The organism is Citrobacter meridianamericanus (assembly GCF_041320245.1).
GTDB lineage: Bacteria > Pseudomonadota > Gammaproteobacteria > Enterobacterales > Enterobacteriaceae > Citrobacter > Citrobacter meridianamericanus.
In genome coordinates, this window is record NZ_CP101036.1 from 5,141,552 (window position 1) to 5,155,330 (window position 13,779).

Here is a 13,779-nt window from a genome sequence, read left to right on the forward strand (position 1 = left end):
AATTGAGTTGCCGTGGAACTTTTAGCCCATCACACGATGGGCTTTTTTCTCCACTAACAACCTGCTTTCTCGCGCTTTTTATGCGTAAAAAGCTATAATGCACTAAATTGGTGCAACACTTTTCAGGAGACTGCTGAATGGCAACCGGCACGCTGCCCGATGCTGGGCAGATCCTCAATTCTTTAATCAACAGCATTTTACTCGTCGACGATGAGCTGGCGGTACATTACGCCAACCCTGCGGCACAACAGCTGCTCGCCCAAAGCTCCCGCAAACTGTTTGGTACCCCGCTTCCCGATCTGTTGAGTTATTTCTCCTTAAACATCGGACTGATGCGAGAGAGCCTGGAAGCGGGCCAGGGCTTTACGGATAACGAAGTGACGCTGGTGATAGACAGCCACTCCCATATCCTCTCAGTGACTGCTCAGAGGCTGCCTGATGGCCTTATCCTGCTGGAGATGGCGCCAATGGATAACCAGCGTCGTCTGAGCCAGGAGCAGCTCCAGCACGCCCAGCAGATTGCCGCCCGCGATCTGGTGCGCGGTTTGGCGCACGAAATCAAGAACCCGTTGGGTGGATTACGCGGTGCGGCGCAGCTGCTCAGCAAAGCGCTTCCGGACCCGGCGCTGACCGAATATACCAAAGTCATTATTGAGCAGGCCGACCGCCTGCGTAATCTGGTCGACCGTCTGCTGGGACCACAACAGCCGGGTATGCACGTCACGGAAAGTATTCACAAGGTGGCGGAGCGCGTAGTGGCGCTGGTCTCAATGGAGCTCCCGGAAAACGTCACGCTGATTCGTGATTACGACCCGAGTCTGCCCGAATTACTGCACGACCCGGATCAGATCGAGCAGGTTCTGTTAAACATCGTGCGCAATGCTTTGCAGGCGCTGGGACCGGAAGGCGGTGAGATCATTCTGCGTACCCGCACCGCGTTTCAGCTCACGCTGCACGGCGTACGTTATCGCCTGGCAGCACGGATTGATGTTGAGGATAACGGTCCGGGTATTCCCTCGCATTTGCAGGACACGCTGTTCTACCCAATGGTCAGCGGTCGCGAAGGCGGTACCGGCCTTGGATTATCCATTGCCCGTAATTTGATTGATCAACATTCCGGCAAAATTGAATTTACCAGCTGGCCGGGTCATACCGAATTCTCGGTTTACCTGCCTATCAGGAAATAAAGGTGACGTTTATGCAACGAGGAATAGTCTGGGTAGTTGATGACGATAGTTCCATCCGTTGGGTGCTTGAACGTGCGCTCGCAGGGGCAGGACTAAGCTGCACAACATTTGAAAGCGGTAAAGAGGTGCTGGACGCGCTGGCCAGCAAAACGCCTGACGTACTGTTGTCGGATATTCGCATGCCGGGCATGGACGGTCTGACGCTGTTAAAACAGATCAAAGCGCGGCATCCGATGCTTCCGGTCATCATAATGACCGCACACTCCGATCTGGATGCTGCAGTCAGCGCCTACCAGCAAGGGGCGTTTGATTATCTGCCCAAACCTTTTGATATCGATGAAGCCGTAGCGCTTGTCGAACGTGCCATCAGCCATTATCAGGAACAGCAGCAGCCGCGCAATGTTCAGATCAACGGCCCAACAACTGACATCATCGGCGAAGCGCCGGCAATGCAGGATGTCTTTCGCATAATTGGCCGACTGTCCCGGTCGTCAATCAGCGTATTGATTAACGGAGAGTCCGGGACCGGTAAAGAGCTGGTCGCCCATGCGTTGCATCGTCATAGCCCGCGCGTCAAAGCGCCATTTATCGCGCTGAACATGGCGGCTATTCCGAAAGACTTGATCGAGTCTGAGCTGTTTGGCCATGAAAAAGGGGCGTTTACCGGGGCGAATACGATTCGCCAGGGACGCTTTGAACAGGCTGACGGCGGTACGCTATTTCTCGATGAAATAGGTGATATGCCGCTGGACGTGCAAACGCGTTTACTGCGCGTATTAGCCGACGGCCAATTTTATCGCGTTGGCGGCTATGCGCCCGTGAAGGTGGACGTACGTATTATCGCCGCCACACACCAGAATCTGGAACTGCGCGTACAGGAAGGCAAATTTCGCGAAGACTTATTCCATCGTCTGAACGTCATCCGCGTACATTTGCCGCCGCTGCGTGAACGTCGGGAAGATATCCCACGTCTGGCGCGTCATTTCCTGCAGGAGGCCGCGCGCGAACTGGGCGTTGAAGCCAAACAATTACACCCGGAGACCGAGGCGGCGCTGACCCGTCTGGCCTGGCCGGGTAACGTGCGTCAGCTTGAGAACACCTGCCGCTGGTTAACCGTCATGGCCGCCGGACAGGAGGTGCTGATTCAGGACTTACCGGCCGAGCTGTTTGAAACCACCGTGCCTGACGCACCGTCCCATATGCAGCCAGACAGCTGGGCAACCCTGTTGGCACAGTGGGCAGACCGGGCCTTGCGTTCCGGTCATCAAAACCTGCTTTCTGAGGCTCAACCGGAAATGGAGCGCACGCTGTTGACCACCGCGCTACGTCATACCCAAGGGCACAAACAGGAAGCCGCACGCCTGCTTGGCTGGGGCCGCAATACCTTGACACGTAAGTTAAAAGAACTCGGAATGGAGTGACGATTTGTCACTGTGTAAAGATTGATAATTGAGCGCAAATTGCTGCTATTTTGCGCTTTACTGTTCCGATGAGTTAAGTATGATCGTGCCCGGCAAACGGGGGAAGTCATCATGCTGGAATCAATGATTAATCTGCTGTCGAGCGGTGCGGTCGAAAGCCATACGCCACAAACTGCGGTTGCCGCAGTGCTGTGTGCGGCGCTGGTAGGGCTGTTCAGCTAAGCAGTTTGCCCGGTGGCGCTGGCGCTACCGGGCAAAACGTTAAATCACCCGTGAGAACTGCTGCATCCGCGCTTTCTGACGCAGATAAGCATCAAAGCACATGCAAATATTACGGATCAACAGGCGCCCCTTCGACGTAACCTGAATCCCCTTCTCATCCACATCCACCAGCCCATCTTTCGCCAGTGGTGCCAGCAGTTTCAGGTCTTCGGCAAAATAGTCAGCGAAGTTCAGATCCCATTGCTGTTCCACAGCGGCATAGTCGAGGCGGAAGTTGCAGATCAAAAGCTTAATCACATCCCGACGAATGCAGTCGTCGCGGGTCAGCGTAATTCCACGCCACAGCGCGTTCCCCTGCTCGTCGACCTGCTGGTAATAGTGCTTCAGCTCTTTCTGGTTCTGCGCGTAGTTGTCGCCAATCATGCTGATAGCCGATACACCCATCCCCAGTAAATCAGTATCGCCCTGGGTGGTATACCCCTGGAAATTACGATGCAACACGCCTTTGCGTTGAGCAATGGCCAGTTCATCGTCCGGGCGGGCAAAGTGATCCATGCCAATGAACTGATAGCCGGCTTCGGTCAGTGAAGAGATGGTCTCCTGCAGAATATCCAGCTTCTGCTGCGCGCTGGGCAGGTCAGCATCTTTAATCTTGCGTTGAGCAGCAAACAGCGTTGGCAGGTGCGCGTAGTTAAAGACGCTCAGACGGTCTGGATTCAGCTCAGACACGCGTTTCAGGGTGAAGGCAAAGCTTTCCGGCGTCTGTTTTGGCAGGCCATAAATCAGATCAATATTTGTTGAGGTAAAGCCAATCTCCCGCGCATGATTCAGCAGCGCAAAGATAAACGCCTCATCCTGCTCACGGTTCACCAGGCGCTGAACTTCTTTGTTGAAATCCTGTACCCCCATGCTCAGACGGTTAAAACCTTCAGCACGTAAATGATCAAGGACATCCAACTCAATTTCGCGCGGATCAACTTCGATCGAGATTTCAGCGTCATTGTTAAAGTTGAAGTTACCACGCAGTAACGACATCAAACGGCTGATTTGTGCTTTGTTCAGGTACGTTGGCGTACCGCCGCCCCAATGCAACTGGCTGACATGGCGTCCGGCGAACAGCGGAGCGCGATGAATGATTTCTTGTTCCAGGGCATCGAGGTATTGATCGGCTTTATGCTGCTGGCGAGTCACAATCTTGTTGCAGCCACAGAAGTAGCACAGTTTGTGGCAGAACGGGATGTGAACGTACAGCGAGAGCGGACGCTCAGGATAACGCGCCACGGCCTTTAGAAATGCTTCTGTGCCGTAGTCTTCAGAAAACTCCAGCGCGGTCGGGTACGAGGTATATCGTGGCCCGGAATAGTTATATTTCTGGATCAGGGCCAGGTCCCAGTCTATTAGCTGCTCTGACATGCTCACTCCTTCCGATGGCGTCTCTGGCGGGTACGGCGTACCGGCTTAACCCCTGTGCGGGTGATGAGCCGGTTGCGCAGCCACTTCTGTCGCCGCGACAACCGCTGTAGTTTAACGAATAACCACACCAGATAACATATAACCGGAAGGGTTATAAGCAGGACGGGAAGACCCACGGTGTAAAACCGTTAGTTGCCGCCTTTCAACAGGCGCATCATGTCTTCCTGCTTTTCTTCCTCTTCCTCTTCTTCCTCGTCATCGTAAGAAAGCCCCAGCTTTTGCATCAGCTCATCGATGCGGTCCAGCTTGGCATCAACCCAGGTTTGATCTTCCGCGCTCAGGGTTTCTCCTGCTTCAAGACGCTCCAGCAGCGCATCCAGGCGCTCATCCGTTTCCAGTAAATCCAACTCAGCCTGTGGTGAAAGCATAGGTTTCTCACTCTTCGGTTTGTGCTGTTTGGTGACTTTTTCGGTCACGCCCAATGGAATGGGTTTTTTGCTGCCAGTACGAGGATCTTTTTGCTTATTTTGGTTTCCGCCACCAGATGCGCCTTCACTACCGGACGCACGGCTACCTGCCGCATGACCACGGTGTTTTTTCTGACGCTTACGGTCGCGAGCTTCCTGATTAATTTCTTCGCGTGTTTTACGACACGCTTTTGCAGGACCTTTACCGCGTGGTGTAGAAGTTGGTTTCATCATGATTCGTCTTTGGCTGTTTTTATTCAGTATATAATTGCGCCGGAATCTAGCAGAAATAAAGAAAAAAGGCGACAGAGTAATCTGTCGCCTTTTATCCTGACTCTCAACCCTTACGGGCTCTACTATCCCTGTTGGCTATCAACACACCCTGTTTTTCCCTTAGCCTGAAACATTCCGTGTTGTTTCCATTTCCTTTTATCAACGTCTCCGGACGTTTGTCTTCCTGACAATCCTGTGTCTTCGCCTCCTGGCGCTCCTGACCCTCATCCTGAGTCGTCTATCCTGTCAGCTTCCTCGCTATGGATACTACTTTACCTTTTTAGCTTAATCGTACAAGTAACCTGGGTAACAATTTCAACTTTTCAGAATTTAACCCGTTCGTAATTGCATGATTTATTTGAATGAGTCCAATGTATGACGTGCCATCTCGTATAGAAACTATCAGCAATGTCTCACAAAGTGCGAGGTTTTTACTTACACAGCCCGCACGTCGAAAAACCAGCCTTTTGCTGGGGTTCAGGTATAATCGCTGCAAAGCCCTGATTGATGGAGAGGACTGCTTTGAATAACTTGAATTATCAACAGACGCATTTTGTGATGAGTGCGCCTGATATTCGCCACTTACCTTCCGACACCGGAATAGAAGTGGCTTTTGCTGGCCGTTCCAACGCAGGCAAATCCAGTGCGCTAAATACCCTGACGAATCAAAAAGGTCTGGCGCGTACATCTAAAACGCCGGGTCGTACCCAGCTTATCAACCTGTTTGAAGTTGTTGACGGCAAACGCCTGGTCGATTTGCCAGGTTACGGCTATGCCGAAGTGCCGGAAGAGATGAAACGCAAATGGCAGCGCGCGCTGGCTGAATATCTGGAAAAACGTCAGAGCCTGCAAGGTCTGGTGGTACTGATGGATATTCGCCACCCGCTAAAAGATCTCGATCAGCAGATGATCCTGTGGGCGGTTGAGAGTAACGTTCAGGTTTTGGTGCTGCTGACTAAAGCAGACAAACTGGCCAGCGGCGCACGCAAAGCGCAGTTGAATATGGTACGTGAAGCCGTACTGGCATTTAACGGTGATGTGCAGGTAGAAGCATTTTCATCACTGAAAAAGCTGGGGGTGGACAAACTGCGGCAGAAGCTGGATAGCTGGTTTAGTGAACTGGCACCGATTGAAGAGATGCAGGACGGGGAATAACCCACCGTATTGCCGGATGGCGCCACTACGCGTCTTATCCGGCCTACAGTATGTACGAAACCTTCTTTCGCACAATAAAAAACGCCCCAGTCATTACTGACTGGGGCGGCTAAAATATTCAGCCAAATCCGATTACGTGAAGTAAAAGGTCTGAAAGATAGAACATCTTACCTCTGTACCCTACGTGAATAACTTTACTCTTTTTTGAGCAGCGCAGAAAGCACTTTTTGTAATTTTTTTTCATTCCTTACATAGGGAATTCTAATGGACATCACAAAAAGTTCTATCTTATGTTGCTTAGTTACGAAAAAGAGCCGTTATTCAGTAAACCCTTAGTGCGCCTGGTCCCAGTTTTCGCCACTGCCGACTTCCACCAGCAACGGCACGTCAATCTGGGTCTCGTTTTCCATCAGTTGGTGGATCTTTTTAGAGACGCTTTCAAGGTCATCTTTATGCACCTCAAACACCAGTTCATCGTGTACCTGCATGATCATACGCACACGCGGTTGCTCGGTTTGCAGCCATCCGTCTACCGCAATCATGGCTCGTTTTATAATGTCTGCGGCAGTACCCTGCATCGGGGCGTTAATTGCCGCGCGTTCTGCACCCGCGCGACGAGCACCATTACTGGATTTAATATCCGGTAAATAGAGGCGACGCCCTTCCAGGGTTTCGACATAACCTTGTTCTTTCGCCTGCGCCCGCGTACGTTCCATATATTCCAGCACACCAGGGTAGCGCTCGAAGTAGAGGTCCATATACTTCTGCGCTTCTTTACGTGGAATATTCAACTGGCGCGCCAGACCAAAGGCGCTCATTCCGTAGATCAGACCGAAGTTGATGGCTTTCGCGCTGCGGCGTTGTTCACCGGTCACAGAATCCAGCGGTAAGCCAAAGACTTCCGCCGCCGTTGCACGGTGAATATCTTTCCCTTCGGCAAACGCGGTAAGCAGACCTTTATCACGCGAGAGATGCGCCATGATGCGCAGTTCAATCTGTGAGTAGTCCGCAGAGACAATCACATAGTCTTCTGGCGCAATGAACGCCTGACGAATACGACGACCTTCCTCATTACGTACCGGGATATTTTGCAGGTTCGGATCCGTTGAAGACAGGCGACCCGTTGCGGTAACCGCCTGATGATAGGAAGTGTGCACACGCCCGGTTTTCTTGTTTATCATCAACGGAAGCTTGTCCGTATAGGTCGACTTCAGTTTTGCTAAACCACGATATTCCAGGATCACTTTGGGCAACGGGTAATCCAGCGCGAGCTCTTCCAGTACTTCTTCCGACGTTGATGGCGCGCCGCCCGGCGTTTTCTTCAGCGGCTTAATACCTTGCTTTTCAAACAAGATAGTTTGCAGTTGCTTGGTGGAGGAAAGGTTAAAGACTTCTCCAGCGATCTCATGTGCTTTTTGCTCCAGCTCATTCAAACGCAGCGTCAGCTCTTCTGAATGCTTGTGCAGAACAGCCGGATCGATTTTCACACCGTTGCGCTCAACGCGAGACAAAACCGGAACCAGCGGCATATCGATATTTTCAAAGACGTTCAGCGGCCCTTTATGCTGCTGCAATTCTGGCCACATCTTCAGATGCAACTGTAGTGTAACGTCGGCATCTTCCGCAGCATAACGACCGGCTTCTTCCAGCGCTATCTGGTTAAAGGTCAGCTGGTTTTTGCCCTTTCCGGCGATCTCTTCAAAGGTGATGGTTTTATGTTTCAGCCAACGGTCCGACAGGCTGTCCATATCGTGTCGGCCAGCGACGCTGTTAAGAATGTAGGATTCGAGCATGGTGTCAAAGGTGATGCCGCGAAGCTCGATGCCATAATTGGCCAGGATACCACGATCGTACTTCAGGTTTTGTCCAACTTTATGCGCGTTCTCATCTTCCAGCAGCGGCTTCAGGAGCGCCAGCGCGCGGTCGCGAGAGATCTGATCGGGGGCATCCAGATAATCATGGGCAACAGGAACATATGCAGCCACACCCGGTTCAATGGCAAAAGACAAGCCAACCAGATTAGCGGAGATGTTGTCCAGGCTGTCAGTTTCAGTATCAAAGGCGAAGACGGGCGCTTTCTTCAGCTTTGCAATCCACGCTTCCAGCGTTGTTTCGTCCAGAATTGTCACATAGTTGTCGTAGGAAAGCACCGTGGCAGGTTGCTCAGTTTTTTCATCGACAACGATGGTTTCCTGTGATTTTGCCGCCGGTTTTGTTCCCTTCGCCTGTAGCCATTTACCCGCTTCAACGTCGCTAACCCAACGTTTGAATTCATACTGTTTAAACAGACCAAGCAGTTTTTCTGCTACCGGCTGACGGACTTCCAACTGCTCGCAGGTCAACTCAAGCTCAACATCCGTTTTAATGGTAGCCAATTGATATGAGAGGTACGCCACCTCTTTATTCTGCTCAAGCTTGCCCGCCATGGTTTTTGCACCACGGAATGTCAGCCCCGCAATTTTGTCTGATTCAGCATAGAGAGTATCCAGCCCACCCAGCCCCTGCAGTAGCGCCTGCGCAGTTTTTTCACCCACGCCAGGAACACCCGGAATGTTATCTGAGGAGTCCCCCATCAGCGCCAGGAAATCGATGATCAGTTCTGGTGGGACGCCGTATTTATTCACCACTTCATCCGGACCGAGGATCGTATTGGTCATGGTGTTGATCAGGGTGATATTCGGTGTCACCAGTTGAGCCATATCTTTATCACCAGTGCTAATCAGCACCGGACGACCCAGCTTCTCCGCTTCCCGCGCCAGCGTACCGATGACATCGTCCGCCTCCACGCCAGAAACGGCCAGCAGTGGCAGCCCCATCGCTTTCACCATCGCATGCAGAGGTTCAATCTGCGCACGCAGATCGTCCGGCATGGGTGGGCGGTGCGACTTGTAGTGTTCGAATAACTCATCACGGAAGGTTTTACCCTTGGCGTCGAATACCACCGCTGCGTGAGTTGGCTGATATTGCAAAATCAAGCTACGCAGCATGTTAAGGACACCGTACATCGCACCAGTAGGTTCTCCTGCGCTGTTAGTCAGCGGCGGAAATGCGTGGTATGCGCGATACAGGTAAGATGAGCCATCTACAAGGATAAGTGGGTTTTCTGGGATCTGAACCATAATGTCCGTGCCTGTTTATCAGATTATGGGTAAAGGATGCCACAGACAGGATGAAAACATGAGTTTTTCGCCGCATTTGTCGAAAATCTTTTGCAGATCTTCTGCTTTGCTCGCAAACACGACTGTGGATAACTTTGTGAATAAATAATTTTCAGCTCTTTAAATATAACATGGCAATTATTGCCTCATATTATTTTTATATGTATTTCAATGAATTAAATAAATTCACAGCATTTTATTCCATTTTCACAGCTTATATCCTGATGTGGATAGATATTCCTGTTTTTTCTATTCAGGGAAGAACCATCATTTGGTCCGTTTTCTGATAAAATCAGCCCCTTGCGCCTCTTTAGCGCACTGTCTATGGCTAACCTTTTGAATAATTTAATTATGACGAGAATACTCGCTGCGATAACGCTGTTACTGAGTATCGTATTGACCATATTGGTCACGATTTTTTGTTCTGTGCCGATCATCCTTGCCGGAGTTGTGAAACTCCTTTTGCCCGTTCCTGTCGTCTGGCGCAAGGTTTCCGTGTTCTGTAATTTCATGATGTACTGCTGGTGTGAGGGTCTGGCGCTACTGCTGCACCTCAATCCACGTTTGAAGTGGGATGTCGAAGGGCTGGAAGGTCTTAGTAAGAAAAACTGGTATCTGCTCATTTGTAACCATTACAGTTGGGCCGATATCGTTGTGCTTTGCGTTCTGTTCCGTAAACACATCCCGATGAATAAATATTTCCTCAAGCAACAGCTGGCCTGGGTACCCTTTATTGGCCTGGCCTGCTGGGCGCTGGATATGCCGTTTATGAAACGCTATTCGCGTGGCTACCTGCTCCGCCATCCGGAACGGCGCGGTAAAGATGTCGAAACAACGCGTCGTTCCTGCGAGAAATTTCGTGCGCATCCGACAACCATTGTGAATTTTGTTGAGGGTTCACGGTTTACCAAAGAAAAACGCGAGCAAACCCGTTCCCCCTATCAAAACCTGCTTCCCCCCAAGGCGGCCGGTATTGCGATGGCATTGAACGTCCTGGGGTCACAGTTCGATAAAATGTTAAACGTCACGTTGTGCTATCCGGAAAACAACAGCAGACCGTTCTACGATATGCTGAGCGGTAAGTTAACGCGTATCGTCGTGAGGGTGGATCTGGAGCCAGTCCATGAAGAGTTGCACGGTGATTACGTGAACGATAAGGGCTTCAAGCGTCAGTTTCAGCTATGGCTGAATACGCTGTGGAGTGAGAAAGACGCGCAGCTCGACGCAATTAAAGCCTCAAATAAAAAAGCCGGTCAGTGACCGGCTTTTCTTTTACTTCTGGCCTACCAGATACTTCACGGTATCCGCATACTGTTGTACAAAGATATCCATGCTGCTGGTATCCATACCCTGCGGGTTAACCTGATATTTGCCATTCACAAACATCGCCGGAACACCCTGCAGCTGCAAATCAGCCGCCGCTTTTTCCTGCTGCGCCACGAGTGATTTCACCACGAAGCTGTTCCATGCCGCATCATAGTCTTCGCCTTTAATACCTGCGTCGACAAACACTTTGCGGATATCAGCAACAGACTGAACGGTCTGAGTTTTCTGAACCCCTTCAAACAGCGGAACAGTAACCTGATCTTCAACACCCAGCGCCATAGCAACCGCCCATGCCTGCGTCAGATCTTTACCCAAAGGTCCCAGGAATTCGACGTGGTATTTGGTCATCTTGGTGCCTTCCGGCAGCTTTTTCTTCACGTTATCAGACACGTGAAGCACTTCTTCAAACTGGTAGCAGTGCGGGCAGTAGAAGGAGAAAAACTCCAACACTTGCGGTTCACCCGCAACAGGCTTCTCCAGGGTGATGTATTGTTTGCCATCCTGGAATTGCGCTGCAGATGCGCTAAAAGCTAAAACCATACCAGCCAGCGCCAGCCATATTTTTTTCATGTTCACGTTTCTCCGATTAATACATTGGCGTTAATTGTAAGGGGGGCTCGTGCAGAATTTTTGCCTGCTCAATAAAGGTCGCGGTCTGACGATGCCAGTAATCTTCCCCGGTTAACCACGGGAAGTTTTTTGGAAACGCAGGGTCAGCCCAACGTCGAATTAGCCAGGCAAGATAATAAACTAAACGCATAGCGCGTAAAGGTTCTATCAGTCCGATTTCAGAGGTGTCGAACTCACTAAACTCTTCATAAGCTTCAATAATGGTTTCAAGCTGCATGCGTTGTTCAGCTTTATCGCCATTGAGAAGCATCCATAAATCCTGAACTGCCGGGCCATTACGGGCATCATCTAAATCGACAAACATCGGGCCATCGCGCCACAAAATATTACCGGCATGGCAATCACCGTGCAGGCGTAATGTGTTAAAACGCGTATGCCAGCGATCGGTAACGAGCGCGATCAGCGCATCCGTTGCCTTCAGGAAGGCCGCTTTTTGCCCTGATGGAATCAGCGGTGCGTGTTCAAAAACGTTACGCGGCTCAGTCAGATACTCTTCAAGGCCAATTGTTGGGCGAAAGGCAAAGGTACGCTTGCAGCCGGTCTGATGCATACGCCCCAGATAGCGACCCACAGCCTCCATCTGATCGATGTTGTCGGCCTCAAACTGGCGTCCACCGACGCTGGGGAAGATCGCATAATGAAAACCTTGATGACTTAGCAGCGTTTGGCCGTTTAGTACCAGCGGCGCAGCTACCGGGACTTCATCGCTCACCAGTTCCAGAGCAAACTGGTGTTCTTCCTGGATCTGATCGACAGACCAGCGTTCAGGGCGATAAAATTTAACGACAAAGCGTCGACGATCTTCATCCTGGAATTGATAGACACGGTTTTCATAGCTGTTAAGCGGGGTAAGCCCGGAATCCACCCGGATCCCCTGCTCAAACAGTGCATCCATGATGGTATCCGGGTGTAGCGTCTGGAAATTAAAAGCGTTGTCGTTCATCCCATCATCCGAAAATACTACGAATAATTCAGGATATCATTTCGCAGGGCTTTCGGTGGCGGCGATTACAAGCTTTTACTCTTTAATTACGCCACGTGCGCGGAGTAGTGCGGTTTTGAAATCTTCTTCATAATCTTTCTGAATACCTGGGATGACAGCGTCTTTCGCTGAGTCACGCATTTTCAGATGATAGATCAGAATGTCATCAGTTAAATCCGCCAGTTCGCCGTCAAAACCTGACTCTTGCGCCAGTTTCTGTAAAAATTGCATCAGATTAAGATCGGGTTCTTTCTGCCAGGCTGGCTGGAGGAGTTCAATAACTTCATTCAGACGTTTACATTTCATGGTTGTGCTCCTTAGGCTCAATACGGATACGTTAGCAGGGTCAATCCCACATTAAAAGAGGCGATATCAGTGATTCTGGATAGTGCAATAACAGGGGTTGTGCTGGCAGGTGGTAAGGCCAGACGGATGGGTGGAACCGATAAAGGTCTGCTTGAGCTTGACGGTAAACCTCTTTGGCGACATGTGGCAGATACCCTCGCTTTGCAGGTCGAAACCGTGGTGGTTAATGCCAATCGCCACCGGGAGATTTACCAGCGAAGCGGCCTGAAAGTGATCCCCGACTCATTGGCCGATTTCCCTGGCCCACTGGCCGGGATGCTGTCAGTATTCCTGCAGCAAGCGGGAGACTGGTTTCTATTCTGTCCGTGCGATATGCCCTATATTCCTCATGATCTGGTTACACGTTTGAAGGAGCAGCGTAAAGCTGCGCCGGTTGTCTGGGTACATGATGGAGAAAGAGATCATCCGGCCATTGCGCTGATGCACCGCTCCATGCAGCCCTTGCTGCAGGATTATCTTCAGTCCGGTGAAAGACGCGTTATGGTCTTTATGCGCCAGGCTGGCGGCCACTCCGTCGACTTCAGCGACCACAAAGATGCGTTCGTGAACGTGAACACCCCCGAAGAACTCGCAAAATGGCAGGACAAATCATGATCCCTTTACTCGCCATTGCAGCATGGAGCGGCACGGGAAAAACTACTCTGCTCAAAAAATTGATTCCGGAGCTACGTGCCAGAGGTATTCGTCCCGGATTGATTAAACATACGCATCACAATATGGATGTCGACAAGCCCGGCAAAGATAGCTATGAGCTACGTAAAGCCGGGGCAGCACAAACGCTAGTCGCCAGCCAACAACGTTGGGCGTTAATGGTAGAAACACCGGAAGAACCCGAACTGGATTTAGCGTATCTGGTAAGCCGGATGGACGTTTCAACGTTAGATATGGTGCTGGTTGAGGGCTTTAAGCATGAACCTGTCGCCAAAATCCTGCTTTTTCGCGACGGTTGCGGTCATAGTGCTGAAGAATTGGCACTGGATGAATATGTTATCGCAGTTGCCAGTGATGTTCCGCTTGCTGTGGATGTTCCACTGTTAGATATCAATGATATACAACAAGTTGCTGACTTTGTTATGCAGTGGATAAGACGATAGCAGCGGTGTCGTGATTCGCTTTTCACCCGATGGCACGCGCTGCGCCGCAGCCGGCGGATTTCACGGCGCACAGACGCAAAAAAGC

Annotated in this window: 13 protein-coding genes and 1 pseudogene; 7 read left to right on the forward strand and 7 right to left on the reverse strand. The window is 50.9% G+C overall.

Annotated elements, in window-relative coordinates; all coding sequences use genetic code 11:
* Positions 1 to 137 precede the first annotated feature (137 nt).
* The 3 genes from glnL (at position 138) to NMD08_RS24955 (ending at position 2,830) form a co-directional block, all read left to right on the forward strand.
* The gene (gene glnL, locus NMD08_RS24945; protein WP_005121842.1) at positions 138 to 1,187 is read left to right on the forward strand and encodes a nitrogen regulation protein NR(II); all 1,050 of its coding nucleotides are present in this window, start codon (positions 138 to 140) and stop codon (positions 1,185 to 1,187) included.
* A gap of 11 nt (positions 1,188 to 1,198) precedes the next feature.
* Positions 1,199 to 2,608, forward strand: coding sequence for a nitrogen regulation protein NR(I) (gene glnG, locus NMD08_RS24950; protein ID WP_151224146.1), 1,410 nt, complete (start codon positions 1,199 to 1,201; stop codon positions 2,606 to 2,608).
* 111 nt (positions 2,609 to 2,719) lie between these two features.
* A complete protein-coding gene (locus tag NMD08_RS24955) occupies positions 2,720 to 2,830 on the forward strand; it encodes a YshB family small membrane protein (protein ID WP_003028631.1) in 111 nt (36 codons plus the stop codon).
* A 39-nt stretch (positions 2,831 to 2,869) separates the two neighbouring features.
* On the opposite strand, the gene hemN is transcribed toward NMD08_RS24955, so the two are convergent.
* The 3 genes and pseudogenes from hemN to NMD08_RS24970 all read right to left on the reverse strand — a co-directional run bounded on the left by hemN (position 2,870) and on the right by NMD08_RS24970 (position 5,245).
* Complete coding sequence (gene hemN, locus NMD08_RS24960; RefSeq protein ID WP_151218405.1) at positions 2,870 to 4,243, reverse strand: oxygen-independent coproporphyrinogen III oxidase; 1,374 nt, start codon at positions 4,241 to 4,243, stop codon at positions 2,870 to 2,872.
* 188 nt (positions 4,244 to 4,431) lie between these two features.
* A complete protein-coding gene (gene yihI, locus NMD08_RS24965) occupies positions 4,432 to 4,941 on the reverse strand; it encodes a Der GTPase-activating protein YihI (RefSeq protein WP_370620228.1) in 510 nt (169 codons plus the stop codon).
* 106 nt (positions 4,942 to 5,047) lie between these two features.
* A pseudogene (locus NMD08_RS24970) lies at positions 5,048 to 5,245 on the reverse strand (hypothetical protein).
* 260 nt (positions 5,246 to 5,505) lie between these two features.
* Here NMD08_RS24970 and yihA point away from each other — a divergent pair.
* Positions 5,506 to 6,138, forward strand: a complete 633-nt coding sequence (gene yihA / locus NMD08_RS24975; RefSeq protein WP_210905518.1) for a ribosome biogenesis GTP-binding protein YihA/YsxC — start codon at positions 5,506 to 5,508, stop codon at positions 6,136 to 6,138.
* 332 nt (positions 6,139 to 6,470) lie between these two features.
* Here the strand turns inward: yihA and polA are convergent, their stop codons facing one another.
* A complete protein-coding gene (gene polA / locus NMD08_RS24980; RefSeq protein ID WP_370619254.1) occupies positions 6,471 to 9,257 on the reverse strand; it encodes a DNA polymerase I in 2,787 nt (928 codons plus the stop codon).
* 363 nt (positions 9,258 to 9,620) lie between these two features.
* On the opposite strand from polA, the gene NMD08_RS24985 reads away from it, so the two are divergent.
* A complete protein-coding gene (locus tag NMD08_RS24985) occupies positions 9,621 to 10,556 on the forward strand; it encodes an acyltransferase (protein WP_187254004.1) in 936 nt (311 codons plus the stop codon).
* Positions 10,557 to 10,568: 12 nt separating this feature from the next.
* Here NMD08_RS24985 and dsbA read toward each other — a convergent pair whose 3' ends face one another.
* The 3 genes from dsbA to NMD08_RS25000 all read right to left on the reverse strand — a co-directional run bounded on the left by dsbA (position 10,569) and on the right by NMD08_RS25000 (position 12,540).
* Complete coding sequence (dsbA, locus tag NMD08_RS24990; RefSeq protein WP_003028621.1) at positions 10,569 to 11,192, reverse strand: thiol:disulfide interchange protein DsbA; 624 nt, start codon at positions 11,190 to 11,192, stop codon at positions 10,569 to 10,571.
* Positions 11,193 to 11,208: 16 nt separating this feature from the next.
* Positions 11,209 to 12,195 (reverse strand): serine/threonine protein kinase, encoded by a 987-nt coding sequence (locus NMD08_RS24995; RefSeq protein WP_151218402.1) that lies wholly within the window; start codon positions 12,193 to 12,195, stop codon positions 11,209 to 11,211.
* Positions 12,196 to 12,270: 75 nt separating this feature from the next.
* Entirely contained in the window at positions 12,271 to 12,540 is a 270-nt protein-coding gene (locus NMD08_RS25000) for a YihD family protein (RefSeq protein ID WP_003028616.1), read from the reverse strand.
* A gap of 69 nt (positions 12,541 to 12,609) precedes the next feature.
* On the opposite strand from NMD08_RS25000, the gene mobA reads away from it, so the two are divergent.
* Complete coding sequence (gene mobA / locus NMD08_RS25005) at positions 12,610 to 13,194, forward strand: molybdenum cofactor guanylyltransferase MobA (RefSeq protein WP_151218401.1); 585 nt, start codon at positions 12,610 to 12,612, stop codon at positions 13,192 to 13,194.
* Positions 13,191 to 13,694: a molybdopterin-guanine dinucleotide biosynthesis protein MobB gene (mobB, locus tag NMD08_RS25010; RefSeq protein WP_187260245.1), complete on the forward strand. Its 504-nt coding sequence runs from the start codon at positions 13,191 to 13,193 to the stop codon at positions 13,692 to 13,694. Before mobA ends, mobB begins: the two co-directional genes overlap by 4 nt.
* Positions 13,695 to 13,779: the final 85 nt, after the last annotated feature.